General features: G+C 68.3%; 19 protein-coding genes and 2 tRNA genes. 18 read left to right on the forward strand and 3 right to left on the reverse strand.

Annotated elements, in window-relative coordinates:
* The first annotated feature begins 55 nt into the window (after nucleotides 1–55).
* The 12 genes from AC1MFL_RS16390 to AC1MFL_RS16445 all read left to right on the forward strand — a co-directional run bounded on the left by AC1MFL_RS16390 (nucleotide 56) and on the right by AC1MFL_RS16445 (nucleotide 14,295).
* A complete protein-coding gene (locus tag AC1MFL_RS16390; protein WP_479811162.1) occupies nucleotides 56–2,845 on the forward strand; it encodes an ABC transporter permease in 2,790 nt (929 codons plus the stop codon).
* Entirely contained in the window at nucleotides 2,842–3,609 is a 768-nt protein-coding gene (locus AC1MFL_RS16395; RefSeq protein ID WP_479811164.1) for an ABC transporter ATP-binding protein, read from the forward strand. Before AC1MFL_RS16390 ends, AC1MFL_RS16395 begins: the two co-directional genes overlap by 4 nt.
* Nucleotides 3,610–3,618: 9 nt before the next feature.
* Nucleotides 3,619–5,178, forward strand: coding sequence for a methionine--tRNA ligase (metG, locus tag AC1MFL_RS16400; protein WP_479811166.1), 1,560 nt, complete (start codon nucleotides 3,619–3,621; stop codon nucleotides 5,176–5,178).
* 452 nt (nucleotides 5,179–5,630) lie between these two features.
* Nucleotides 5,631–6,290 carry a hypothetical protein gene (locus tag AC1MFL_RS16405; protein ID WP_479811168.1) on the forward strand — a complete coding sequence of 220 codons (660 nt, stop codon included), beginning with the start codon at nucleotides 5,631–5,633 and terminating at the stop codon, nucleotides 6,288–6,290.
* Nucleotides 6,291–6,397: 107 nt separating this feature from the next.
* Nucleotides 6,398–7,180, forward strand: a complete 783-nt coding sequence (locus AC1MFL_RS16410) for a class F sortase (RefSeq protein WP_479811169.1) — start codon at nucleotides 6,398–6,400, stop codon at nucleotides 7,178–7,180.
* 164 nt (nucleotides 7,181–7,344) lie between these two features.
* The gene (locus AC1MFL_RS16415; RefSeq protein WP_479811171.1) at nucleotides 7,345–8,397 is read left to right on the forward strand and encodes a 3-isopropylmalate dehydrogenase; all 1,053 of its coding nucleotides are present in this window, start codon (nucleotides 7,345–7,347) and stop codon (nucleotides 8,395–8,397) included.
* Nucleotides 8,398–8,545: 148 nt separating this feature from the next.
* On the forward strand, nucleotides 8,546–9,658 hold the full coding sequence (locus AC1MFL_RS16420; RefSeq protein WP_479811173.1) for a branched-chain amino acid aminotransferase: 1,113 nt from the start codon (nucleotides 8,546–8,548) through the stop codon (nucleotides 9,656–9,658).
* A 137-nt stretch (nucleotides 9,659–9,795) separates the two neighbouring features.
* Entirely contained in the window at nucleotides 9,796–10,170 is a 375-nt protein-coding gene (locus tag AC1MFL_RS16425; protein WP_479811175.1) for a DUF1304 family protein, read from the forward strand.
* A 51-nt stretch (nucleotides 10,171–10,221) separates the two neighbouring features.
* Nucleotides 10,222–10,995, forward strand: a complete 774-nt coding sequence (locus tag AC1MFL_RS16430; protein WP_479815527.1) for an MBL fold metallo-hydrolase — start codon at nucleotides 10,222–10,224, stop codon at nucleotides 10,993–10,995.
* 95 nt (nucleotides 10,996–11,090) lie between these two features.
* Nucleotides 11,091–11,867, forward strand: a complete 777-nt coding sequence (locus tag AC1MFL_RS16435) for a fumarylacetoacetate hydrolase family protein (RefSeq protein WP_226760730.1) — start codon at nucleotides 11,091–11,093, stop codon at nucleotides 11,865–11,867.
* 131 nt (nucleotides 11,868–11,998) lie between these two features.
* Nucleotides 11,999–13,531 carry a glutamate--tRNA ligase gene (gene gltX, locus AC1MFL_RS16440; RefSeq protein ID WP_479811177.1) on the forward strand — a complete coding sequence of 511 codons (1,533 nt, stop codon included), beginning with the start codon at nucleotides 11,999–12,001 and terminating at the stop codon, nucleotides 13,529–13,531.
* A gap of 50 nt (nucleotides 13,532–13,581) precedes the next feature.
* On the forward strand, nucleotides 13,582–14,295 hold the full coding sequence (locus AC1MFL_RS16445; RefSeq protein ID WP_479815529.1) for an HAD family hydrolase: 714 nt from the start codon (nucleotides 13,582–13,584) through the stop codon (nucleotides 14,293–14,295).
* Between the two features lie 8 nt (nucleotides 14,296–14,303).
* Here the strand turns inward: AC1MFL_RS16445 and AC1MFL_RS16450 are convergent, their stop codons facing one another.
* Complete coding sequence (locus tag AC1MFL_RS16450) at nucleotides 14,304–15,719, reverse strand: hypothetical protein (protein ID WP_479811179.1); 1,416 nt, start codon at nucleotides 15,717–15,719, stop codon at nucleotides 14,304–14,306.
* 331 nt (nucleotides 15,720–16,050) lie between these two features.
* Between AC1MFL_RS16450 and AC1MFL_RS16455 the strand changes: the two genes are divergently transcribed.
* From AC1MFL_RS16455 to AC1MFL_RS16470, 4 genes are all read left to right on the forward strand, one after another.
* A tRNA-Gln gene (locus AC1MFL_RS16455) sits at nucleotides 16,051–16,122 on the forward strand.
* A gap of 130 nt (nucleotides 16,123–16,252) precedes the next feature.
* Nucleotides 16,253–16,325, forward strand: a tRNA-Glu gene (locus AC1MFL_RS16460).
* A gap of 97 nt (nucleotides 16,326–16,422) precedes the next feature.
* Nucleotides 16,423–18,168 carry a dynamin family protein gene (locus AC1MFL_RS16465; protein ID WP_479811181.1) on the forward strand — a complete coding sequence of 582 codons (1,746 nt, stop codon included), beginning with the start codon at nucleotides 16,423–16,425 and terminating at the stop codon, nucleotides 18,166–18,168.
* Nucleotides 18,165–19,781 carry a GTPase gene (locus AC1MFL_RS16470; RefSeq protein ID WP_479811183.1) on the forward strand — a complete coding sequence of 539 codons (1,617 nt, stop codon included), beginning with the start codon at nucleotides 18,165–18,167 and terminating at the stop codon, nucleotides 19,779–19,781. Before AC1MFL_RS16465 ends, AC1MFL_RS16470 begins: the two co-directional genes overlap by 4 nt.
* A gap of 11 nt (nucleotides 19,782–19,792) precedes the next feature.
* Here AC1MFL_RS16470 and AC1MFL_RS16475 read toward each other — a convergent pair whose 3' ends face one another.
* Nucleotides 19,793–20,329, reverse strand: coding sequence for a DUF1697 domain-containing protein (locus tag AC1MFL_RS16475; protein ID WP_479811185.1), 537 nt, complete (start codon nucleotides 20,327–20,329; stop codon nucleotides 19,793–19,795).
* Nucleotides 20,330–20,491: 162 nt separating this feature from the next.
* Between AC1MFL_RS16475 and AC1MFL_RS16480 the strand changes: the two genes are divergently transcribed.
* Complete coding sequence (locus AC1MFL_RS16480) at nucleotides 20,492–22,135, forward strand: HNH endonuclease signature motif containing protein (RefSeq protein ID WP_479811187.1); 1,644 nt, start codon at nucleotides 20,492–20,494, stop codon at nucleotides 22,133–22,135.
* Nucleotides 22,136–22,236: 101 nt separating this feature from the next.
* On the opposite strand, the gene AC1MFL_RS16485 is transcribed toward AC1MFL_RS16480, so the two are convergent.
* Nucleotides 22,237–22,956: an IclR family transcriptional regulator gene (locus tag AC1MFL_RS16485; RefSeq protein ID WP_463962776.1), complete on the reverse strand. Its 720-nt coding sequence runs from the start codon at nucleotides 22,954–22,956 to the stop codon at nucleotides 22,237–22,239.
* 124 nt (nucleotides 22,957–23,080) lie between these two features.
* On the opposite strand from AC1MFL_RS16485, the gene leuC reads away from it, so the two are divergent.
* Nucleotides 23,081–24,535 (forward strand): 3-isopropylmalate dehydratase large subunit, encoded by a 1,455-nt coding sequence (gene leuC / locus AC1MFL_RS16490; RefSeq protein WP_479811189.1) that lies wholly within the window; start codon nucleotides 23,081–23,083, stop codon nucleotides 24,533–24,535.
* Nucleotides 24,536–24,557 lie beyond the last annotated feature (22 nt).

Below are 24,557 nucleotides of genomic sequence, written 5' to 3' on the forward strand. Positions count from 1 at the left end.
CTTCCGCATGGAATGAACTTCGGTGTGCGCACGCAATCCAGCTTTCAGGAGCCCAATGAACGCCGTCCAGAGGTTCATCAGAAGCCGAGTGCTTTTGCTGACCGCGTCCATTTTGATCGTGGCCATGTGCCTCTCGGTCCTCGTGCAGGGTCAGTCGCAGGCCGCTTTGAACCGGACGGTTGACCAGAACTCCCGGGGGCTCTACGACATTCTGGTCCAGGCCAAGCCCGACAACAACGGCGGCCTCATGCAGCCGGAAATCGCCACCGGCCAGGGCGGCATCAGCTTCGAACAACTGGACGCCCTCCGAAAGCTCTCCGGCACCTCCGTGGCGGCGCCGATCAGCCTCGTCTCCCGCGTCACGCAGAACCTTGAGTCCCCGCGCCTGGATGCCACCGACTACCTCGGCTTCAACGCCGGACTCGCCGGAACTGCCGGGGACCCCAGCGCCACCGATCCGAGCAAATGGCCCGCCGCGGAGTCGGTCCTGTCCGACACACCGAAAAAGTACCGGCTCACCGCCAGCGCCGTCAGCTCCGACGGCCAGTCCGAGCACACCCTGTTCAAGACCATGGCCGAGGGTTCCCTCGGCAAGGCGAAGCTCATCGAGGAACAGGTCGCCGGCGGCAAGAACGTCCGCATCGCGGGCCCGGCCGGGGAGACCGGCATCAAGTTCCCGGCTCCGGCCGGCGGCTCTGAGCACAACCTCTTCAACCTCTCGGTCTCCCTGCCGCTCGCGCCGCAGGTGACCGAATCCGTCGTCGCCGTCGACCCCGTCTCCGAACGTGCCCTGCTCGGGCCCGCCGGCGACTTCCTCGCCCCGCTGGAAAAGGCACCGCCCGCCGATGCCCGCAACGCCGGGGCAATCGGTCGGCACCTGGAGAGCCTCTTCACCACCGGCATCGGCATGGACGAACTCAAGGAAGGCCCCGATTTCCTCGGCATCAAGCTGAAGTACTGGGCGCCGATGATGAGCCAGTACCAGCAGGCCAAGAACAGCGGCCTGCTCACCGCGGACTCCCAGGCGATCCCGCTGATCGTGCGCTCCGGCACCTCCCTTGACCTCAAGTACTCGGTCAAGGTCGAGGAAATCGACGCCTCCGGCAACGTCACCAAGGACGTCGGGACCGTGACCCGCTCGCTGGACAAGGACTACCTCCCGTTCGTCTCCAAGTCCCCGTTCGCCCTGGCCTGGCCCGGGTCCAAGGACCTCTCCCAGTTGCTCGGTGACACCGCAACCTTCAGCCAGGGCCTCTACAACCCCGCCACCTGGAGCACCGACTTCGCCGCCGCCCCGAAGTACAAGGACGGTCAAACCGCAGGCAACGGCGCCGTGGACAAGAGCGCCATCCCCGGCGACTGGGTCACCGTGAACCGCCTCCCCGAGAAAGCGGCCAACGGCGCCCCCGTGGACCAGACCCAGCGCAAGCCCGTCGACGAGCGCTCCTACCGGGAAAACCTCGAGACCGGCAAAAAGCTCGCCACACCGCTCGCCATGGTCTACGGAACGTTCGACGCCGAGACGGTCAAGAAGGCCGCCGGCGACGTCAACCGCCTGCCCCTGGGCGGCTACGATCCCACCCCCTTCACGCTGACCAAGGACGCCTCCGGCAAGGACGCCGGGAACACCGAGCTCAAGCCCTCCCTGAGCGCCACGGGCCTGGCCAGCCAGTCCGCCGGCGCCATCACGGACTTCTACGGCCTCGCCGCCGCCCGGGGCTACACGGACAACGCCTCTGTGATCGATGCGGTGCGCGTCCGGGCCAAGGTGCCCGGCAGCTGGAAGGAAGCGCAGCCCGACGTGGAGAAGCTCGCCAACGAGATCCGCGACATGGGGCTGCAGGCAACGATCGTTGCCGGCTCCGCCCGTGAGGACGCCAGCATCTTCGTCCCCGGCTACTCCAAGGACGACGCCGGCAAGGAGTCCCCACTCGGCACCGTCCAGCAGTCGTGGGTCCGCCAGGACGCCGCGGACGCCGTCTCCGGGTCCCTCACCGCCACCAACCTGACCCTGCTCTTCCTCACGCTCTGCGGAGCCGCCCTGCTCACCGGCGCCTCTACCGTCAGCTACGTCCGCAAACGCCGCAGCGAGGCCGGAACCCTGCGCGCCATGGGCTGGACCCAGCGCCGGATCCGGTCCTGGGTGCTTGCCGAATTTGGCGTCGGCGCGGCCCTGCTGGCCCTCGCCGGAATCATCCTCAGCCTGGTCAGCTGGAACCCCGCCACGGCGATCGTCTCGGCCTCCGTGCTGGTGCTCTATGCGGGCGCGGCGTTCTTCGCCGCCCAGCAGCTGCGCCACCGCGACGTCGTGGACCAGGAACCGCAGCACGATGAACGGCTCATCGCCGTGGATTCGCCGCTGACCTTCGCCAACCGGCAGCTGAGCACCAACAAGTTCAACACCATTTCCCTGGCTGTCGCCGTCGGCGTCTTCGCCGCCGCGGTCGGCGGGATGGTCGCGCTGCTGATCGACATCCCCCGGGCCGCCGGGGCGAGCGCGCTCAGCGGCCTGGCCGCCACGTCCATCGCGCTGCCGAGCATCATCCTCGGAGTGTCCGGTGTCGCCGTCGGGCTGCTGCTGACCATGGTCACCGGCCGCTTCGAACTGCAGGCCAAGCGCCAGTACCTCGGCACGCTGCAGGCGATGGGCTGGAACCCGGACATGCTCGGCCAGGTCCGCTTCTTCGAAAATGCCATGGTGGGGACGGTCGCGCTGCCGCTCGGCGTCCTCGGCGCCCTGGGCGTTGGTCTGCTCCTTGCCCCCTATGCCGCGCTCTGGGCCGCCGTCGCCGGGCTCGTGGCTGTACTTTGCTGGATTCCAATTGCAACGAAAGTGGTCCGATGAACAACGACCTCAACCTCGACCGTGAGGCACACGAGAAGATGACGGCGAGCACCCGCCGCGGCGGCCACAAGACGCGGGCCAACACGATCGTGAAGGCCACCGACCACGCCACGCCGCTGGAGCTCAGCAACATCACGATCCACTACGGCGGCGGCAAGGGCGGCGCCGAGGCGGTCAACGTGGTGGACGATTTCAACATGACGCTGCACGCCGGCGAGATGCACTGCGTCGCCGGCCGCAGCGGCTCGGGCAAGACCAGCATCCTGACCGTCGGCGCCGGCCTGACCCTGCCGACGTCGGGCCGGGTGTTCTGGGAGGGCGACTCGCTCGAGACCATGGGCGACGACGAGATCGCCGACCGCCGCCGCGCCCTGATTGGCTACGTCGACCAGGGCGGCGCCCTGATCGACGGGATGAGTGCCCTCGAGAACGTGCTGCTGCCCGCCGTGCCCGACGGCGAGGTGGACAAACGCCGCGACATGGCCAAGGACCTCCTGGACCTCGTCGGCCTGGGCCGGCGCATGCGCCACCGGCCCGCACAGCTCTCCGGCGGTGAACGCCAGCGCGTCGCGATCGCCCGGGCCCTGATCCTCGGCACCCGGGTGCTGGTGGTCGATGAGCCGACTGCCAGCCTGGACCGGGCCTCGGCCAACCGCATCATCAGCATCCTCAAGGACACGACGTCGGACGGCATCGCCGTGCTGGTCGCTTCACATGACCACGAACTTGTCCGCCAGAGCGATACCCTCACCGAACTGATCTAGGTTAAAACTGTGACATCTTCCGAGAAGACCCCGTTCTACATCACCACGGCCATCAGCTACCCCAACGGTGTGCCGCACATCGGCCACGCCTACGAGGTCATCGCCACCGATGCGATGGCGCGCTTCAAGCGCCTGGACGGCTTCGACGTGTTCTTCATGACCGGCACGGACGAACACGGCCTCAAGATGCAGCAGACGGCGGAGAAGGAAGGCATCCCGGTCAAGCAGCTCGCCGACCGCAACTCGGCCGCGTTCCGCCAGATGAGCGATGACCTCGGGATCTCCCTGAGCCGTTTCATCCGCACCACCGACCCGGACCACTACGAGGCCGCCAAAGCGCTCTGGCAGCGGATGGAAGCCAACGGCGACATCTACCTCTCCAAGTACGCCGGCTGGTATTCGGTCCGCGACGAGCGGTACTTCGTCGAGGACGAGACCGAGGTGAAGGCCGATGGCCTGCGCTATGCGTCCGAAACCGGCACCGAAGTGACCTGGACCGAGGAGGAGAGCTACTTCTTCAAGCTCTCCGCCTACCAGGACAGGCTGCTGGCCCTCTACGCGGACCACCCCTCCTTCGGCGCGCCGCACAACCGCTTCAACGAGGTGGTCAGCTTCGTCAAGGGCGGCCTCGAGGACCTCTCGATCAGCCGCACCTCCTTCGACTGGGGCGTCCCCGTGCCGGGCAACCCGGACCACGTGATGTACGTCTGGGTGGATGCGCTGACCAACTACCTGACCGGCGTCGGCTTCCCCGACACCGAATCCGAGCTGTTCCGGAAGTACTGGCCGGCGGACGTCCATGTGATCGGCAAGGACATCTCCCGCTTCCACGCCGTCTACTGGCCGGCGTTCCTGATGTCGGCCGGGCTGGAACTGCCCAAGCGCGTCATGATCCACGGCTTCCTGCACAACCAGGGCGTCAAGATGTCCAAGTCGCTCGGCAACGTGGTGGCCCCGGCGGACTGGGTTGCCCAGTACGGCCTGGACCAGGTGCGTTTCTTCCTGCTCCGCGAGGTGCCCTTCGGTGCCGACGGCTCCTACAGCCACGACGCCATCGTGGGCCGGATGAACGCTGACCTGGCCAACAACTTCGGCAACCTGGCCCAGCGGTCGCTGTCCATGGTCGCGAAGAACTGCGACGGCGCCGTTCCCGTCCCGGGCGGTTTCAGCGCAGCGGACACCGCACTGCTGGGCCAGGCCGACGGGCTGCTGGACATCTCCCGCGCAGCGTTTGAAAAGCAGGAGTTCAGCCGTGCCCTGGAAGCAATCTGGGCCGTCCTGGGCGACACCAACGCCTACTTCGCCGAGCAGGCGCCCTGGGTGCTGCGCAAGACCGACGTCGAGCGCATGAACACCGTCCTGTACGTCACCCTCGAGGTGCTGCGGATCGTCGCCATCCTGGCCCAGCCGGTCATGCCGGCAGCCGCGGCGTCCATCCTGGCCACCCTGGGCCAGCCGGAGGGCGAGGCGCGGGAATTCAGTGCCCTGGGCACCCCGATCGAAGCCGGCACGCCGCTGCCCGCCCCGGCCCCGGTCTTCCCGAAGTACGAGGAGCCCGCCGGGGCCTGACTGCCCGCCGCGCCGCCGGCCCTGGCACCCCAGAGCCTACAGCCGGCCGCAAATGCTCCCTCACCTCGGACTAAAGGTTGGGGAGCATTTGCGTTGTACTCGCAAGAGGATAAGGCTTGTTTCCGCGTAATTTTGCCCGTTTTGGGAACCGGCCGTTCGGCCCGTTTCGATAGCACGCTACCGGCAAGTAGTCAGCGGGTCCAATACTGAGTACGGCACACAGAAAACAGGGTATAAGCCCATCGATTAGACGAGTACCGACTACTCACGACCTTCGGCTTCGATTTCCATAGCCTGAAACAGTAAGCGAACTGACGACACTGCTGGGGAGTAACTGTCACCATTCAATTCGCTGTTTGAGGTCTCGAATAGTTGTTTTCCTGGGTCTCGAAGACGGTTACTCCGCGCGCAGTCAAGGCTGTTTAAATCCTGACTGGACGGAGCGACGCAAGATGAGACGAACAATTGCCACACTGGGGGTTGTGGGGCTGGGAGTCATGGCGGCCACGGTGTCTGCTAACGCGGCGCCCCCGGTGGAGAAGAAGATCACGATCTGCCATGCCACGAGTTCGGCGGCTAACGCGTTCGTCGCGGAGACGATCAACCTGAGTGCGCTGAAGGCCCATGCAGACGACACTCTGGATATCGTGCCGGTCAACGACGGGACGATTTTCCCGGACGGCCAGAACTTGAGCACCGACAACCTGGCGTTCCTAGCCAGCGGATGCGTGGCCGCCGCGGTCCCTCCGGTGGTTCCGCCGGCCGACCCGCTGGTGGACCCGCCGGCCGACCCTCCGGTGGACCCGCCGGTGGACCCGCCGGCCGACCCGGGAACAGACTCGACGCCGGAGTCGGCTGCGACGCCGTTGACTCCCGCCGTGGTTGTGCCGAAGTCGGCCGCCGCGGCGCCTGAGACCGTTGTCCCCGCTGCAAAAACCGTCGCGCCTGCCACCAAGAAGGTGAACGTTGGCTACAACGTCCAGACCGCGGTTGGCCGCACCTCGGACACCGGCATTCCCACGTGGCTGCTGGCGCTGACCGGAGTGTTCACAGCAGGAGCGGCAGCGGTGCTCTGGAGCGGCGGGAGGCGCGCCAGGAACGCTGAAAAGTAGGCAAAACAGCGAAGGCAGAGCAATACAGGGCGGGTGCCGCGATTGGCAGCACCCGCCCTGCACGTTCCGGTCCGCCTCCAGGGTTCCGGCAGCTAACAGGAGCAATCATGAGAAGGCACCGTCGGAACCATCTTCTCCAGGTACCCGGAATCCGTGGCCTGGTGCTCGGCCCGAGGGACGTCCTCCTCCTGTTGGTTTGCGTCCTGGGACTTGCCACCGCGTGGCTGTTCTACGCGGCCTCCGGTCCGGGAAACCTGCAGACGGCCCACGGACAGGAAGTGGCGGTAGCGAAGTCCCTGGCGGCAACCTCCGGGCCGCGGCCGACGGGGAGTCCCTCCGCCGTCCCGACCGGAAGCAGTTCCGGGCTGCTTCCCTTTGGCGCGCCGGCCGACAGCTTCACAGCGCGGAAACCCGCGGAACAGAAACCCGCGGAACAGAAACCCGCGGCCGCCGTCCCGCAACGCATCACCTACCCCGCGGCAGGAATGGACGTGGTGATCCATCCGCTCGCCCCCCCGGGCGGCGATGCTGAAGGCCGGACCATCGTTCCTCCCGAGACGATGGACGGCTACTGGCTCACTCCATTTGGCATGCCCGGGGCAGGCTCCGCGAACACCACCTACGTCATCGGCCATAGCTGGGAGGGCTTGGACGCGCCGTTCAACCACTTGAGCTCCGCTGCCGACCCGGGCGACCTACTTACTGTGGCGACGGAGACGGGTGAACTCCAGTACACCGTGGACTCGGTCACTACCTATACGAAGTCCACCCTGAAGGACAGCCCCGTCTGGGACGCCGTCCCGAACCGCCTGGTGCTGGTCAGTTGCTACACGGAGGATCCCTGGGGAAAGAACGTCGTGGTGGTCGCCTCTCCGGCCCGCGGCCCGTGAAACCGGCTCAGGCCGCCCGCCCCGGCGCCCAAGTGAGACTACGCGCCCATGTTCGGCAGCGGAATGGGCGCGAAGTGTCACCTCGGCGCAGGAAGCTGGAAATCGGGTGTTCGGATAATGAGACGACTTGACCAGCATGTGGATCTCTTGGCTACGCTGAAAACATGAGCGCATCCACGATTGACCTGGCTGTTATTCCCGGCGACGGCATCGGCCCCGAGGTCACTGCCGAAGCCCTGAAGGTCCTTGAGAAGGCTGCTGCGGCCGAGGGGATCGTCCTGCAGCAGACCCACTACAGGCTTGGTGCCCAGCACTGGCTCGAAACGGGGGAGACCCTGCCGGAGGAGACCCTCGCCGATCTTCGCACCCGCGACGCCATCCTCTTTGGTGCGGTCGGGGCCGCCCCAGGCGATACCCGGATTCCGTCCGGCATCATCGAGCGCGAACTGCTGCTCAAACTGCGCTTCAGCCTGGACCACTTCGTCAATCTGCGCCCCTCCCGCCTGTACCCGGGTGTCGGCAGCCCGCTCGCCAGCCCCGGCGACATCGACTTCATCGTGGTCCGCGAGGGCACCGAGGGTCCTTACGTCGGCAACGGCGGTACGCTGCGCGCCGGCACCCCCCACGAGGTCGCCACCGAGGTCTCGCTCAACACCGCCCACGGCGTGGAGCGTGTGGTGCGGGACGCTTTCCGCCGCGCCAACGACCGGCCGCGCAAGAAGCTGACCCTGGTCCACAAGCACAACGTCCTGGTCTTCGCCGGCCACCTCTGGAAGCGCACCGTGGAGGCCGTGGCCCTGGACTTCCCCGAGGTGACCCATGACTACCTGCACATCGATGCCGCCACGATCTTCATGGTCACCGATCCGGCGCGCTTCGATGTGATCGTCACGGACAACCTCTTCGGCGACATCATTACCGACCTCGCCGCCGCGGTCACGGGCGGCATCGGCCTGGCCGCGTCCGGAAACATCAATATGGAACGCACCGCGCCGTCCATGTTCGAACCCGTCCACGGGTCGGCACCGGACATCGCCGGCCAGCAGAAGGCCGACCCCACCGCGGCCATCCTCTCTGCTGCGCTCCTGCTCGACCACCTTGGCTACGGCGCCGCCGCCCGCAAAATCGAAGCGGCCGTTATCGCCGATGTCGCAGGCCGCGGCTCCGCGGTCCGCAGCACCAGCGCGGTCGGCGACGCGATCGCCGCCGCCCTTTAGCCGTCCTTACAGCCGCCCCGCAGGCGGCTCCCCGCCGCGCGCCGGAGGGTCTGCTGACGGGCGTAAGCTTGTTTCGAATCACCAATATGCTGCCGTGGTCCGACGATGAACCACGTTCACACGCCAGGCAGCCGACCGTGGAGGAACCATGACTCAGACTGCCCATGGCGTCGAATTCACCCAGCATCTTTCGGCAACCCCGAAGTCCGCTGAAGAACGTGCTGCCATCCTGGCGAACCCGGGTTTCGGCAACTATTTCACCGACCACACCGCCATCGTCGACTACAGCGTCGACGCTGAGGGCAAGGGCGGCTGGCACGATGCCCGGGTGGAGGCCTACGGCCCGATCTCCCTGGACCCGTCCGCGGCCGTGCTCCACTACGGCCAGGAGATCTTCGAAGGGCTCAAGGCCTACCGCCACGCCGACGGCTCCATCTGGACGTTCCGCCCCGAGGCCAACGCCGCGCGCCTGAACAGTTCGGCGCGCCGTCTGGCCCTCCCCGAGCTTCCGGAAGAGTACTTCCTGGGCGCCATCCGCGAGCTCGTCTCGGTGGACAGGGAATGGGTTCCCTCCGGCGACGGCGAAGCCCTCTACCTGCGGCCGTTTATGATCGCCACCGAGGCCTTCCTCGGTGTCCGCGCCGCCCGCGAAGTCTCCTTCCGCGTCATCGCCTCCCCGGCCGGCAACTACTTCGGCGGCGAGCTCAAGCCGGTCTCCATCTGGATCTCCCGCGAATACGCCCGCGCCGGCCGCGGCGGAACCGGCGCCGCAAAGTGCGGCGGCAACTATGCCGCGTCACTGATCGCGCAGCAGGAAGCCGAGGCCCACGGCTGCAAGCAGGTGCTGTTCCTGGACCAGTTCAATGACAACGCCGTGGAAGAGCTCGGCGGCATGAACGTGTTCTTCGTGATGAGGGACGGCTCCCTGGTCACCCCCGCGCTGAGCGGAACCATCCTGGAGGGCATCACCAGGATGTCCGTCATCCAGGTCGCCAGGGACATGGGCCGCGAGGTCACCGAACGCAAGATCACCCTGGATGAGTGGCGCGACGGCGTGGCCTCCGGCGACATCGCCGAGGTCTTCGCCTGCGGCACCGCCGCCGTCATCACCCCGATCGGGGTGCTCAAGGACAACACCGAGTTCATCGGCTCCGAGGACGCGGCAGCCGGGGAAACCACCATGGCCATCCGCGAGCAGCTCCTCGGGATCCAGACCGGAACCGTCAAGGACACCCACGGCTGGCTGACCCGCCTGGCCTGAGCCCCGGCCCCCAGGCAACAGCCAGCGCGCGACGGCGGCCCCCACCTTCCGGTGCGGGGCCGCCGTCGTCGTTGGGCTTGAGGCCCGACCCGCAGAAGTCCTAGCCACGTTCTGGACGCAGGGGCACAATATTGCCCATGACTGGACTCATTCAGGTTCTGGGAGTCATCTTTGGGATTGTGCTGATTCTCGTGGGAATCCTCGAGTCCTTCTTCTTCCGGGACCACCGGCTCCACCGGCTGTTCCTGATCCAACCGGAGGACACCGACGCCGTGCGGATGTGGACCTTCAATCTCGGCTTCTACAACATGATCTGGGGAGTCGGCGCAATTGTCGGCGCGGTGATGCTGGCCGGTCCGGAGCCGGCGGCCGGGCGGACCCTGTTGCTCTTCACCTGCCTCGGCCACGTGCTCCTGGGTATTATTCTGGTGCTCTCCGAACGGCGGCTGTGGGCGAGCGCCATCGCCGAGGCACTCCTGCCGGCGGTCATTGCAGTAATGCTGCTCGTCTGACTGCCGCTTCGGTGCGAAGATGGAACTGTGATCCCGGACGACCCCCGCGCCATGGTGCGCAGCACAGAGCTGACCCGCTTCAGGCTGGCCCCCAACCCGGGGCCGATGAGCCTGCACGGGACCAACTCCTACGTCATTTCCGCCCCCGGAGCGGCCGGCGCCGTCGTGGTTGATCCCGGCCCGCTGGATGAACCGCACCTGCAGGAACTGGCCGGGGCCGGCGCCGTCGAGCTCATCCTCATCACGCACCGGCACGCCGACCACACCGCCGCCGCCGCCAGGTTCGCCGAACTGACCGGCGCACCGGTCCGCGCCAAGGATCCCGCGCACTGCCATGGCGGAAGCCCCCTCGTGGACGGCGAAGTCATCCACGCCGGCGGCGCAGAAATCAGGGTCCTGGCGACGCCGGGCCACACCTCGGACTCGGTCTGCTTCCATCTGCCACAGGACGGCGCCCACGGCTCGGTCCTTACCGGCGACACGATCCTGGGACTCGGAACCACGGTCCTGGACTACCCTGACGGCACCCTGGGCGACTACCTGGCCTCGCTGGACCGGCTGGAAAGCCTCGGCGCCGCCACCGTCCTCCCGGCCCACGGACCGATGCTTCCCGCCCTGAACACCATCGTCCGCGCCTACCGGGACCACCGCGAGGGCCGCCTCGCACAAATCCGCGCCGCCCTCGAGAGCCTCGGCGACGGGGCCCAGGTCACCGAGGTTGCCGACGCCGTGTATGCCGCCGTCGATCCCGCCGTGCGCCCCGCGGCGGAACTCTCCGTGGCCGCCCAGCTGCACTACCTGCGACTGGGCAGCGGCACCCCCTAACCCGGCGCCGGGGGGACCCGGCCCGCACGTCCCGTGCCGGCCCCGGGCCCTGCAAGGCGTCGGGCCCACCCGCCGGAGACGGTACGCTTGGAGCCATGCGTATCGCCCGGTTTGTTGTTGATTCTGATCCCCTCTACGGCATTGTTGAAGGTGAGCCCGGCAGTGAGGAAGTCACTGTCATCAACGGCGACCCCTTCTTTCACGGCGTGGAACGAACTGCCGTCCGGCACAAGCTGGAGGACGTGCGCCTGCTCGCCCCGATCATCCCGCGCAGCAAGGTTATCGGCGTCGGCCGCAACTTTGTGGAACACGCCGAGGAACTCGGCAACGAAGTCCCGAAGCAGCCGCTGCTTTTCCTGAAGCCCAATACGTCTGTGATCGGGCCCAACGATCCGATCGTCCTGCCGGAGTTCTCCGAGGAAGTGTCCTTCGAAGCCGAGCTCTGCGTCGTCATCAGCCGGATCTGCAAGGATGTCCCGGAGGAGCGCGTCGACGACGTCATCTTCGGCTACACCTGCGGCAATGACCTCACCGCCCGCGACGTCCAGAAGACCGACCTGCAGTGGGCCCGGGCCAAGGGTTTCGACACCTCCGCGCCGCTGGGGCCGTGGATCGAGACCGAACTGAACACCGAGGACCTGCAGATCCAGGGTCGTCTGAACGGTGAACTGCGCCAGGACGGCAGCACCAGCCAGATGATCCGGGGCGTCCGCGAACTCGTCTCCATCGTCTCGCAGGCCTTCACCCTGCTGCCCGGCGACGTCATCATGACCGGCACTCCCGCCGGCGTCGGGCTCGTCCAGGCCGGCGACCGCTTCGAGGTGGAGATCGAGGGCATCGGCCGCCTCTCCAACCCGGTCGTGCGGCGCTAGCCCGCTCCGCGCCAAAGAAACAGCTCCGATTCCGGACAGCCGCACTGTGGGTCCACGGTGCGGCTGTCCGTTTCCGTAGCGGATGCCGTGGGCGTCCGGCGATGATCGGGGTTGGTAATGTTGGTACCACTATGACTACTCCCTCCGCGCCCGACGCCGTCTCCAGCTCCGCCCCCAGTGTGACCAGCGAAGTCACTGCCGACACCCCGGTCCGTGTCCGGTTCTGCCCGTCACCCACCGGCACCCCGCACGTCGGCCTGATCCGCACGGCCCTGTTCAACTGGGCCCACGCCCGCCACACCAAGGGCACCTTCGTCTTCCGCATCGAGGACACGGACGCGGCGCGCGACTCGGAGGAGAGCTACCAGCAGCTGCTCGAGGCCCTGAAATGGCTCGGCATCACCTGGGAGGAAGGCGTGGAGGTCGGCGGACCGCACGAACCGTACCGGCAGTCACAGCGCCTGGACCTGTACAAGGACGTCGTCGCCAAGCTGATGGAAGCCGGCTACGCCTACGAGTGCTATTCCTCCCCGGAGGAGGTCGAGGCCCGCCACCGCGCCGCCGGCCGCGATCCAAAGCTGGGCTATGACAACTTCGACCGCCAGCTCTCCGCAGAGCAGCTGGCCGCGTTCAAGGCCGAGGGCCGCAAGCCCGTGCTCCGCGTGCGGATGCCGGAGGAGGACGTCACCTTCACCGACATGGTCCGCGGCGACATCACGTTCAAGGCCGGCAGCATCCCGGACTACGTGATCGTCCGCGCCGACGGCTCCCCGCTCTACACCCTGGTCAACCCCGTGGACGACGCCCTCATGGGAATCACCCACGTGCTCCGCGGCGAGGACCTGCTCTCCTCCACGCCCCGCCAGGTGGTGCTGATCCGCGCGCTGATGGACATCGGCGTGGCCAGCTACATGCCGGTCTTCGGGCACCTGCCCTACGTCATGGGCGAAGGGAACAAGAAGCTCTCCAAGCGCGACCCGCAGTCCAACCTGTTCCTGCTCCGGGACCGCGGCTTCATCCCCGAAGGCCTGCTTAACTACCTCTCCCTGCTCGGCTGGAGCCTCTCCGCCGATGAGGACATCTTCACAGTGGAGCAGCTGATTGAGCACTTCGATGTCAACGACGTCCTGGCCAACCCGGCCCGCTTCGACATCAAGAAGGCCGAGGCCATCAACGGCACGCACATCCGGATGCTCGACGCCGAGGACTTCCGCGCCCGGCTCGTCCCGTACCTGCGCACCGCCGGCTTTGTCGGCGACATTCCCACCGCCCGCCAGGAGGAGATCCTCGCCGAGGCGGCCCCGCTGATCCAGGAACGCATCTCGCTGCTGGGCGAAGCCCCCGAAATGCTGGCCTTCCTGTTCAAGAGCGACGATGCGATCGACGTCGCGGACGACGCCCGCAAGGGGCTTCCGGAGAACCTCGCCGAGGTGCTCGACGCCGCCCTGGCCGCCCTGGCGCCGCTGGCCGAGTGGGACGCGGACGCCATCCAGGCCGCCCTCAAGGCAGCCCTCGTGGAGGGACTCGGGGTCAAGCCGCGGCTGGCCTTCGGCCCGGTCCGCACTGCCATCTCCGGCCGGCGGATCTCCCCGCCCCTGTTCGAATCCATGGTGATCCTGGGCAAGGACTCCTCCCTGGCCCGGCTGCGCGCCTTCCGCGGCTGATGATCGCCGTGCAGTCCGGGAACCGACCCGGCGACCGGCCCGAGTCCCGGATCAGCGCGCTGGCCGCCGGCCTGGGCGGCATCCGCGGCGTGCTGTTCGACATCGACGACACCCTGGTGGATCTTGAGTTCGCCATGACGGCAGCGCTCCGCGACGTCAGCGAGCACCTCCTGCCCGGCATGGACGAGGCCGGGTGGGAGAAGTTCGGCCGGATCTTCACCCGCGAGACCACCCACTTCTACGACCGTTACCTGGCCGGGGAGCTGAGCTTCAACGAGCAGCGCCTGCTCCGGGGCAGGGCCGCCCTCGGACACTTCGGTGTGGAACTGGAGGAGGGCGAGCAGGCCCATCACTGGGTCAGTTCCTACGCTAGCCGGCAGCACGGATACATCCGTGCCTTCGACGACGTCACCCCGATGCTGGACGCCCTGGATTCCGCGGGCATCCCCTATGGGGCCGTGAGCAACAACGTCCACGACTACCAGCGGGTCAAGCTGGATGCCGCCGGCCTGGCACGCATCAGCGTGCTGGTGGGAACGGACACTGTGGGTGCGGCGAAACCGGATCCGGCCATCTACCTGGAGGGCGTCCGCCGCCTCGGAACCGGCGCGGGCGAAACGCTTTACGTGGGGGACAACCGCCTTCTCGACGCTGACGGCTCGACGGCAGCGGGCCTCCTGGGCGTCTGGCTGAACCGCGGCGGGGAACCGGCCCCTGGCTTCGCCGGCCGCGAGATCGGTTCCCTGCTGGAGCTGCTGGCCTAACCGGCCCCCTAACTGCCGGTTTCAAGCCCCGGCTTGGCGGCGCGGCCAGGAACCCGGCGGTCCCGCAGCACCAAGAAGCCGGCAATCGAGCCGAGGCTCAGGACACCGACGATCCCGAGGGCCGTGGCGGCGTCGGACTGACCCACCATGTTCGAGGGCGAGACTGCCGCGGCGCTGGCGTACAGCGTGCCGGTGCCCGCGGCAATCTGGGCGTTCCCGTCCGCAAGCTTGTCCGCGCCGGTTGACAGCTGCGAGGAACCGGACGCCAGTTTGGTGTTGCCTGCCGAGAGCTCGGAGGCGCCCGACGCGAGGGCCAGGGATCCGTTGAGCAAGCCGGGATTCGCCGGATCTGCCGGATCTCCCTTGATGCCCGCGTTAAGGGCCCCGGTTCCCTCCGCGAGCCGGGAACTGCCTTCGGTCATCCTGGCGGCAGCCTTGATGAGCCCCGGGTGTTCAGGGTCCCCCGGAACGCCGTCCATGCCAGTCCGGATCTTGGACGTTCCATCCGCCAGCAGTTCCGTGCCCAGGACCACGCCGGGGCTGCCGGGGTCCCGGCTGTTGAGCTTGGCGGCAAGGGTGCCGAAACCAGCCGTCAGCTTCCCGGTCCCCGCCTTCAGCTGGCCGGCGCCTGCCTGCAGGCGGCCCGCGCCGGCCTGCAGCTGGGAGGCCCCGGCGTCCAGCTTCCGGGCGCCGGCGGCAATCTTGGCGATCTTGTCCTTGACCGCGGCCAAGGGCACCAGGCCCTGCACGGGATCCGAAGAGGCGGCCTCCAACAGCTCGAGGGCCTGCGCAAGGGCCGCGGTTCCCGTCCCGGCTTCGGGGTCGTTGTGGGCGCCCCGGTAGCCCTTGAGCTGGACCGTTCCGGCCGCCAGCTCGCCGGAGCCTTGAGCCAGCCGCGCCGCGCCCGCATCCAGCTGCGTGGCGCCGTCGGCCAGGTTGTTCTCGGCGGTGCCGGCGGCCGTCGGGGTCAGGGCAGCAGAGAGCTGCACGGCACCCGCCGCCAGCTTGTGCGCGCCGTCGTCGACCTTGTAGACGCCGGGGGCAAGTTTGTTGTTGACGTCGGTTTCAATCTTCACCGCGCCCGCGGACAGCTGGTCGGCGCCGGCCTGGAGCTTCTCGGCGCCGGGAGCCAGTTTCCCGCTGATCCCCTCATGGACCTTTTCGGCCCCGGCCGAGAGCTTGCCGGCACCGGTGTCGGCCTGCCCGGCGCCGGTGGCGAGCCTGCCGGCCCCGTCTTTGAGCTGTGCGGCTCCGGCAGAGGCCTGCCCGGCGCCTTCCTTGAGCCGGGCCGAGCCATCCGTGATCCGGCCGGTGACGAGCGTGTAGAACCCCAAAAGGGCGATGAGAAGCAGGGCAAGGATGGCGATGGCGATCTGTTGGCCACGGGTGCGGGTCCTGCTGGCGGCGGCACGGCTCTGTGTCACTGTGGTTCCTCTCGACGGTGTTGCCGGCAGCGGCTTTGCTGCCGGCCCTCGGCTGTGACGCAGCTAACACCCGGAAAATCCGGCGCAGCTGCCCGCAGCGGACTGGGGGAGGGTTGGTTACTCGTAGGTAACTTACCGAGAGTAAACTTGTGAGTGCCCGATTGGCAAGGGTTTTTCTGTTTGGGAGCCGGTGCCGGGTGCTCCGAGGGCCGTTCCGGGGGCGTCAGGGCGGCCGATTTGTGCGCAGGAAAACTCTCGGGTAAAGTAATTACTCGTGCTGAGGCGCCGGGAGCGCGGGTTTAGACCCGGGGATCCGGCCCGAAAGTTCCATTGGGATATGGTGTAATTGGCAACACTACGGTTTCTGGTACCGTCATTCTAGGTTCGAGTCCTGGTATCCCAGCTCTGAAAAACCCGCGGATTTCCGCGGCTGATCAGGGGTTTTGAATCGGCCTACCGATTTGAAACACTTGCTGAGTGTATGAAATAATCGCTTAGCGCGAATGGCAGGAATGCCGTTCTGGAGAGTACGCGGCCCCATCGTATAGCGGCCTAGTACGCTGCCCTCTCACGGCGGTAACGCGGGTTCGAATCCCGCTGGGGTCACAGCTGAAACGGTCCCGGGCATCAGCCCGGGGCCGTTTTTCGTGTACCCATCCCGCGGCGCCCGACCGGGGCAACCCTAAGCTGGCATGATGATGCGGTGAGCTCCGACGAAACCCCCGGCCAGGCCGTTGAACTACTGGAAGCCGTCCACCGCGACCTGGCTGCAACGTCCCTGCCCCTGGCCCTCCCCGGCTCGGACGGTGCCCGGCGGGACATCCGCAGCGCCGTTGCCCAGCTCGAGGACTACATCCTGCCGCGTTACCGGAGCCTGGATGCACCCCTGCTGGCCGTCGTGGGCGGCTCCACCGGCGCCGGTAAATCGACCCTCGTCAATGGACTCGTCGGTCACGCCGTCACCCGTGCCGGTGCCATCCGGCCCACCACGCGCCAGCCCATCCTGCTGCACCACCCCGCCGACGGGCGCTGGTTCGAGGACCAGCGGGTCCTGCCAAACCTGGGCCGGGTCCGCGGCACTGTGAACCGCGGACCACTGCCCGCCAGCCAGGCCGGACCCACCCCGGACCCGGCCGCGGTCACCTCACTGGTGCTGGTGGCCGATCCGGCGGTGCCGCAGGGGATCGCGCTGCTGGACGCTCCCGACGTCGACTCGATTTCCGCTGAGAACCGCAAGCTGGCGGGCCAGTTGCTCGCCGCCGCCGACCTGTGGCTTTTCGTCACCACTGCCAACCGCTACGCCGACGCCGTCCCGTGGCGCCTCCTGCTGGACGCGGCTTCCCGGGACATTATGGTGGCCGTGGTGCTGGACCGTGTCCCGGCGGCCGCGGAAGCCGAGGTCAGCGCCGACCTGCAGTCCATGCTCGGCAGGGAAGGTCTGGGCGGGGCCCGCCTCTTCGTTGTGCCTGAGGTGGCCCTGGACGGGATGGGGATGCTTCCGCCGGGCGCCGTGGAGCCGGTGCGGCTCTGGCTGCAGGAACTCGCCGCGGACGCCGCCGGGCGCGCCGACATCGCCCGGCGGACGCTGAACGGCACCGTCAAGGCACTGGGGACCCGCATCGAGGCGGTGGCGCAGGCCGCCGCGGCCCAGGAGCATGCTGCCCAGGTCCTCGCGGGGGACGCCGAGGACGCCTACCGGGCCGCGGTCGCCAGGATCCTTGAGGCCACCCGGGACGGCGCCCTCCTCCGGGGTGAGGTCCTGGCCCGCTGGCAGGACTTCGTAGGTACGGGCGATTTCTTCCGGGCCATGGAACAGAATATTGGCCGGTTCAGAGACCGGGTGGGTGCGTTCCTCCGGGGCGAACCGACGCCGGCCGTGCGGGTGGAGACCGCGATCGAGTCCGGACTGCAGGCTGTCATCATCGATGAAGCCGCCACTGCCGCGGAGTCCACGGACCAGCGCTGGCGCTCCGACCCTGCCGGCCGCCAACTGCTCGGGGCCGACGACCTCTCCGGCACCTCCGAGGATTTCGCCGGGAAAGCAGCTGCCGAGATCAGGGCCTGGCAGGGGAGCCTCATGGAACTCATCCGGACTGAAGGCCAGGGAAAGCGCACGCAGGCCCGCTGGCTGTCCTTCGGCATCAACGGTTTAGGCGCCGCCCTGATGATCGTGGTCTTCTCCATGACGGCCGGACTCACCGGGCTGGAGGTCGGCGTCGCAGGCGGCACCGCCGTCGTCGGGCAGCGGCTGCTGGAAGCGGTCTTCGGGGAGGACGCCGTCCGCCGGCTCGCCAAAACGGCCCGCGAGGATCTCCACGCCCGCTGCCAGCTGCTGCTCCAGGCCGAGCAGCAGCGCTTCCTGGCCCGGCTTGCTGTCTCCGGCGGGGTCTCTCCGGCAGTGCTCGAGGGCCATGCTGCGGCGCTCCGCCGGTTGGCGGCCTCCGCGTGAGCCGCCACGGCGCGGCTGCCGAAGCCTCCCGGCTGGACCGCCGCCTCGAGGCCCTGAACGAGGCGCGCGAACTCGCCGCGGGGGCGCTCCCGGAGGATGTCCTGGACGCAGTGCTCCTAGTGCTGGACCGGGCCAGTTCCCGGCGTTCCCTCTCGGCTGACCACACCGTTGTCGGCTTCTTCGGGGCCACCGGCAGCGGAAAGTCCTCCCTCTTCAACGCCGTCAGCGGGGCGGACATTGCGACGGCGGCCGTCCGGCGGCCCACGACGTCGGAACCGCTCGCCGGCATCTGGGGCGCGGAGGGCAGCGATGAGCTGCTGGACTGGCTGGGCGTTCGGAACCGGCATCACGCCACCCCGGTCCCCGGTTTCGCCGACGACGGCACCGGCCTCATCCTCCTGGACCTGCCCGACTTCGACTCCACCCGCGCCGCCAATCGGGAGATTGTGGAGCGGATGGTGGGACTCGTCGACGTCCTTGTCTGGGTGCTCGATCCGCAGAAGTACGCAGACGCCGCGGTTCACGACGATTTCCTGACACCGCTCGCCTCCCACGGCGCCGTCACCCTGGTGGTGCTGAACCAGATCGACCGGCTCCCGGCACATGAGGTCCGCCCGGTGCTGGAATCGCTCGGCGGCATCCTGGCGCGCGACGGACTCGGCAAGGTCCAGGTCATCGGCGCCTCCGCCCTGGTGGGGAGCGGGGTGGACAATGTCCGGGCCGCGATCCGCCAGGTGGCAACGCAGCGGCAGGCCCAGTCGCAGCGCCTCGGCGCGGACGTCACGCGGGCCTCGGCCAGGCTCGCTCAGGCATCCGGCGAAGGCGAGGGGGCCGGGGTCACCGCAGCGTCGAAGGCGAGGCTGGCCGAGGAACTGTCCGTGGCCGCGAACGTCCCGCTCGTGGTGGACGCCGTCGTCCGGTCCTACCGGCTGGAGTCGACCCGCCGCACCGGCTGGCCGGTGACACGCTGGCTGGTCCGCTTCCGGCCCGATCCGCTGCGGCGGCTCAACCTGCGCCGGGAGGGCGCCAGCGCGGAACTTAACCGCACCTCGCTGCCCCCGGCCGGCGCCCCGGAACGTGCCCGCACGGATGCCGCCGTCCGGGAATTCGCCGATGCGGCCTCCGACGGCGCCCCCGGCCCCTGGCGGGCCGTGATCCGGGGTGCGGCCCGCGAGGGTCGCGAGCAGCTGCCGGATGCGCTGGACCAGGCCATCGCCTCCACGGAGCTGAAAGCCGGCCGCAAGGCCTTGTGGTGGACGGCGTTCAACATTGTGCAGTGGCTGGCCCTGCTGACAGCCCTCGGCGGCTTCGTCTGGCTCGGCGTCCTCGCCGCGCTGGGCTATTTGCAGCTTCCCGTCCCGCAGGTGCCGCTCGTGGCGGGCTGGCCGGTGCCGACCGTGATGATCGCCGGCGGGGCGCTCCTCGGAATTGTCCTGGCCGTATTGGCGAAATTCATCGCGGCCGCGGCCGCCCGTGCCCGGGGCGCCGGAGCCCGGAAGCGGCTCAAGGCGTCTGTCGCGGCGGTCGCGGCGAAACTGGTGGTGGAACCGGTGGAGCTGGAGGTCAGCCGGCTGGCGTCCTTCAACAAGGCCTTGCGGGCGGCGGCGCGCTGACCGGGCTCCGACTACGCCGGGGCTGCGGCGTCGCGGACCTTGACCATGGTGCGCAGGTTGCGGGTGGTGGTGGAAGCCTTGTACTTCGGCTTTGAGGAGAGCTTGCTGAACGGGCTGTCCAGAGTGCCGCCCGCCGGGGCCAGCCAAGCCAGGGCCTCCGGACCCAGCATGGTCAACTCGGCCCCGTTCACTGCGCTGCCGGCCGCAAACAGCTCGGCAAGCACTTCGGCGTCCGAGCCGAGCGTGAGATAAGTGTGCGTGGATTTGTCGTCCGCCGGGTAGGGACACGCCGCGACCAGTTCGCTCACCCGGTCCGCCGCCAGAACCACCACCCAGGCGTCATAGCCGAAGGCATCCCGGAGGCAGGCCTCGAATTCCTCCTTGACGCCGACCGGGGACAGCTCACTCGAAAGCACGACGTTGCCGCTGGCCAGGAGCGTCTTCACCGCTGAAAACGGCCGGGACTTAAGGGCCTCCTTCAGTTCGGCCATCCTGATGGTCACGCCACCGACATTGACCCCACGCAGAAACACCGCATAGCTGTTCATGCGGACAGCCTAATGCTTCCGCTATGCAGAACCTGTGCTTCCTGTAGTCGTGCACCGTGGAGCCCGTTGGTTCATGGTGGGCGGTTTGGTCGTCGTCTCCGGTGTCGCGCTGCCACCCGGCTGGTTCATCTTTTTGTCGGAGCCCAGATTTACGCTTGGGGTATGGACAGCGGAGCAGCGTTCAGTGTGGAAAGCAGACAGGCCCTTGCGGCTGTCGCCGCGTCCACGGCTGCGCTTGCTGCGTTCATCGGGGCGGGCGCGGACGGACCGCAGCTGCGGGACACGGATCCGTTCCGGGGCATCGATCCGTTGCGGGATCTGGCCGATGACTGTCTGGATGCGTTGGCGGGGGTGGCGCGGCTGGAGGCGGGGACGGCGGCGTTGAAGGTGCGGCTGGCCGCGGAATACGTGCAGGCCACCAGGGCCCTGACGCCGGCGTCGTTGCTGGACTCCGTCCAGGATATGGCCGTGACCGCGGAGGTCGCCGGTGTCCTGACCGTCAGCGAACGGACCGCGGATGCGTTCCTGGGCGACTGCCAGGCACTGACCACGTCGCTGCCGCTGACCCTGGCGGCGCTGCAGGCCGGGACGATCTCCTGGCAGCACGCCCGGATCATGGTCGATGAAACCACCAACCTGGACCGGGCCGGGGCGGCGGGGCTGGAAGCGCACTTCCTGGACGCGCACGCACCGAACCCGGCCCGTGGGTGTCCGGCCGGGGAGCTTGTCCCGGGACGGTTCCGGGCCAAAACACGTGTTTGGCGGGAACGCCACCACCCCGTCAGCATCGAGAAACGCCATACCAAGGGTGCCGCGGACCGGCGGGTGGAGTTCCTCCCGGACCGGGACGGGATGGCCTGGTTCTCCGCGTATCTGCCGGCGGATACCGCTGCGGGGATCTGGGACCGGACCACCGCGGCCGCCCGGGCCCTGCAGGGCCCCGGCGAGGCCCGCACCCTGGCCCAGCTGCGCGCCGACATCGCCGCGACCCTGCTTCTCGCCGGCACCGGGCTGGGCGGGCACACGAGGGCCGGGTGCGGGGATGTTCCGGTGCCGCGGGCGCAGGTCCTGATCACTGTCCCGGTCCTGTCGCTGCTGGGCGTGACCGGGGAGCCGGCGGTCCTGGACGGGTACGGGCCGATCCCGCCCTCGATGGCCCGGCGCCTCATCGCCGAGGGTGCAGGGTCGTTCTACCGGGTCCTGACCGACCCGCGGGACGGGGCCCCGATGGAAATCGGCCGGACCCGCTACCGCCTCACCAAAGCCCAGCGCCGGTGGCTGCGCCTGCGCGACGGGAAGTGCCCGTTCCCGGGCTGCAACAACGCCTCGCTGGATAACGACGCGGACCATCTCCTGGCCTGGGCCGACGGAGGGACCACCGGGATCTCCAACCTCGGACAGCCCTGCCCCAGACACCACAGACTCAAACACGGCTCGGCGTGGACACCCTCCGGGGCCAGCAAAGACAAACCACCGGGGTGGACCTCACCCTCGGGACGGTACTACCCCAGCGAAGAACAGGACTGGGAACCACCCCACTGGCCACCTCACTGGCCACCCGGCCTCCTGACCACACCCACCGACGCGAACACGGACACGTTCACGTTCACGTTCCCGGACCTGGATGCGGACGCGGACGCGGACGCGGCACTGCCCGAAGACCCCTTCCCGGACTGGCACCTCTTCACGGCCGCACACGGATTCCCCGCCGCAGAGCCGGAAGATCCGGTATACCCGGAGGACCTTTACTGGCCAGAGCCGCTCGAGGACACGTGCCCCGAATACTTCCTGCCCCAAAGCGCCTGAATGGCTCGGATGTGTTTTCCGTTCAAGGACTGCTCGACACGGAGCTGCCTTTGTGGGCTTCGGTATCGAAGTCCAGGCGGCGACCGCTGCGGGCCTGACCCTTAGTCGCTGGTCTTGCGCAGGGCCTCGGTCAGCACTCGGGCGGCGTTGCAGACAACTTCGGCGTGCAGCCGGCCCGGCTGGCGGGTCAGCCGCTCGATCGGCCCGGAAATCGACACCGCAGCGATGACGCGGCCTGACGGTCCGCGGACGGGGGCGGAAACGGACGCAACCCCGGGCTCGCGTTCGCCGAGACTCTGGCCCCAACCCCGCCGTCGTACTCCGGCCAGGACGGTGGGGGTGAAGCGGGCGGCCTGCAGGCCCTCCAGGAGCCGGTCGTGGTCCTCCCAGGCGAGCAGCACCTGGGCGGCGGAGCCGGCCTTCATGGACAACTGGGTGCCGACGGGAATGGTGTCGCGCAGGCCGATGGGGCGTTCGGCGGAGGCTACGCAGACGCGCCAGTCACCCTGCCTGCGGAAGATCTGGGCGCTTTCGCCGGTGGCGTCGCGGAGCTGCATCAGGACCGGGCCCGCGGAGGCGATCAGGCGGTCCTCGCCGGCCGCGGAGGCGAGCTCCACGAGGCGGCTGCCGAGCACAAAACGGCCCTGGATGTCACGGCTGACCAGCCGGTGATGGACCAGCGCCAGTGCCAGCCGGTGCACGGTGGGCCTCGCCAGTCCGGTGGCAGCAACAAGCTGCGCCAGGGTGGTTGGGCCAGCCTCAAGTGCGTCAAGCACATGGGCGGCTTTATCGATGACACCGACTCCACTAGAATTGTCCATGTAATGATATTGCCGTCTCATTATCTGAGATGCAAGTCAACTCGCTGGCGCATTACGCGGGAGTGCTGATTCAGTGGAGACAACAAGCCGGCAAGTACGAACACCGCAGTGAAGGGAGAAGGCCGTGGCAAAGACACTGGCCGAGAAAGTCTGGGACGCGCACGTGGTGCGCAAAGGCGATGGCGAAGGAGCCAACGCCCAGCCGGACCTTCTTTTCATCGACCTCCACCTGGTGCACGAGGTGACCTCGCCGCAGGCGTTTGAGGGACTGCGGCTGGCCGGGCGCAAGCTGCGCCGGCCGGACCTCACCATCGCCACCGAGGACCACAACACTCCCACGCTGGACATCGACAAGCCAATTGCCGATCTCACCAGCCGCACGCAGATCCAGACGCTGCGCAACAACTGCCAGGAATTCGGTGTCCGGCTGCACTCGCTCGGTGACGCCGAGCAGGGGATCGTCCACGTCGTGGGCCCGCAGCTTGGCCTCACCCAGCCGGGCATGACGGTGGTCTGCGGTGACTCGCACACCTCCACGCACGGCGCCTTCGGGGCCCTCGCGATGGGCATCGGCACCTCCGAGGTGGAACACGTCATGGCCACCCAGACGCTGTCGCTGAAGCCCTTCAGGACCATGGCCATCAACGTCGAGGGCGCCCTGCGGCCCGGCGTTTCCGCCAAAGACATCATTCTGGCCGTCATCGCCAAGATCGGCACCGGCGGGGGACAGGGCTACGTGCTCGAGTACCGCGGCTCCGCGATCCGGGCGCTGTCCATGGAAGCCCGGATGACCATCTGCAACATGTCCATCGAAGCGGGCGCCCGCGCCGGGCTTGTCGCACCGGACCAGACCACGTACGACTACATGTTCGGCCGCCCGCACGCGCCGCAGGGCGCCGAGTGGGATGCCGCCGTCGAGTACTGGAACACCCTGCGCACCGACGACGACGCGACGTTCGACGTCGAGGTGGACCTCGACGCCGATACGCTGGAACCGTTCGTGACCTGGGGGACCAACCCCGGCCAGGGCGTTTCCCTGTCCGCCAAGGTGCCCTCGCCCGAGGACTTCGGCGACGAGAACGCCAAGGCGGCGGCGGAACGCGCGCTGCAGTACATGGGGCTGGAAGCCGGCACCCCGATGAAGGACATCCGCGTGGACACGGTCTTCCTGGGCTCCTGCACCAACTCCCGGATGGAGGACCTCCGTGCGGCCGCGGACATCGTCCGCGGCCGCACCAAGGATCCCAATATCCGGATGCTCGTGGTGCCGGGATCCGCCCGCGTCCGGCTCGAAGCCGAGGCCGAGGGCCTGGACCGGGTCTTCAAAGACTTCGGCGCCGAATGGCGCTTCGCCGGCTGCTCCATGTGCCTGGGGATGAACCCGGACCAGCTGGAACCGGGGGAGCGCTGCGCCTCCACCTCGAACCGCAACTTCGAGGGCCGCCAGGGCAAGGGCGGACGCACCCACCTGGTCTCCCCGGTCGTGGCAGCGGCAACGGCGGTGCGCGGCACCCTGAGCTCGCCGTCGGACCTGGACCCCGCCCCCGGCTCCGCAGCCAGCGGCACCGCCGCCGCCTAGCTTCCGACAGCCCCAGATCCAC

This window comes from Arthrobacter sp. BG3, assembly GCF_056680185.1.

Bases quoted from the DNA above. Each gene is read 5' to 3' on its own strand.
- AC1MFL_RS16390 (WP_479811162.1), top strand. From the start codon at position 56: ATGAACGCCGTCCAGAGGTTCATCAGAAGCCGAGTGCTTTTGCTGACC.
- AC1MFL_RS16395 (WP_479811164.1), top strand. From the start codon at position 2,842: ATGAACAACGACCTCAACCTCGACCGTGAGGCACACGAGAAGATGACG.
- AC1MFL_RS16405 (WP_479811168.1), top strand. From the start codon at position 5,631: ATGAGACGAACAATTGCCACACTGGGGGTTGTGGGGCTGGGAGTCATG.
- AC1MFL_RS16410 (WP_479811169.1), top strand. From the start codon at position 6,398: ATGAGAAGGCACCGTCGGAACCATCTTCTCCAGGTACCCGGAATCCGT.
- AC1MFL_RS16415 (WP_479811171.1), top strand. From the start codon at position 7,345: ATGAGCGCATCCACGATTGACCTGGCTGTTATTCCCGGCGACGGCATC.
- AC1MFL_RS16420 (WP_479811173.1), top strand. From the start codon at position 8,546: ATGACTCAGACTGCCCATGGCGTCGAATTCACCCAGCATCTTTCGGCA.
- AC1MFL_RS16425 (WP_479811175.1), top strand. From the start codon at position 9,796: ATGACTGGACTCATTCAGGTTCTGGGAGTCATCTTTGGGATTGTGCTG.
- AC1MFL_RS16430 (WP_479815527.1), top strand. From the start codon at position 10,222: ATGGTGCGCAGCACAGAGCTGACCCGCTTCAGGCTGGCCCCCAACCCG.
- AC1MFL_RS16435 (WP_226760730.1), top strand. From the start codon at position 11,091: ATGCGTATCGCCCGGTTTGTTGTTGATTCTGATCCCCTCTACGGCATT.
- gltX (WP_479811177.1), top strand. From the start codon at position 11,999: ATGACTACTCCCTCCGCGCCCGACGCCGTCTCCAGCTCCGCCCCCAGT.
- AC1MFL_RS16475 (WP_479811185.1), bottom strand. From the start codon at position 20,329: ATGAACAGCTATGCGGTGTTTCTGCGTGGGGTCAATGTCGGTGGCGTG.
- AC1MFL_RS16480 (WP_479811187.1), top strand. From the start codon at position 20,492: ATGGACAGCGGAGCAGCGTTCAGTGTGGAAAGCAGACAGGCCCTTGCG.
- AC1MFL_RS16485 (WP_463962776.1), bottom strand. From the start codon at position 22,956: ATGGACAATTCTAGTGGAGTCGGTGTCATCGATAAAGCCGCCCATGTG.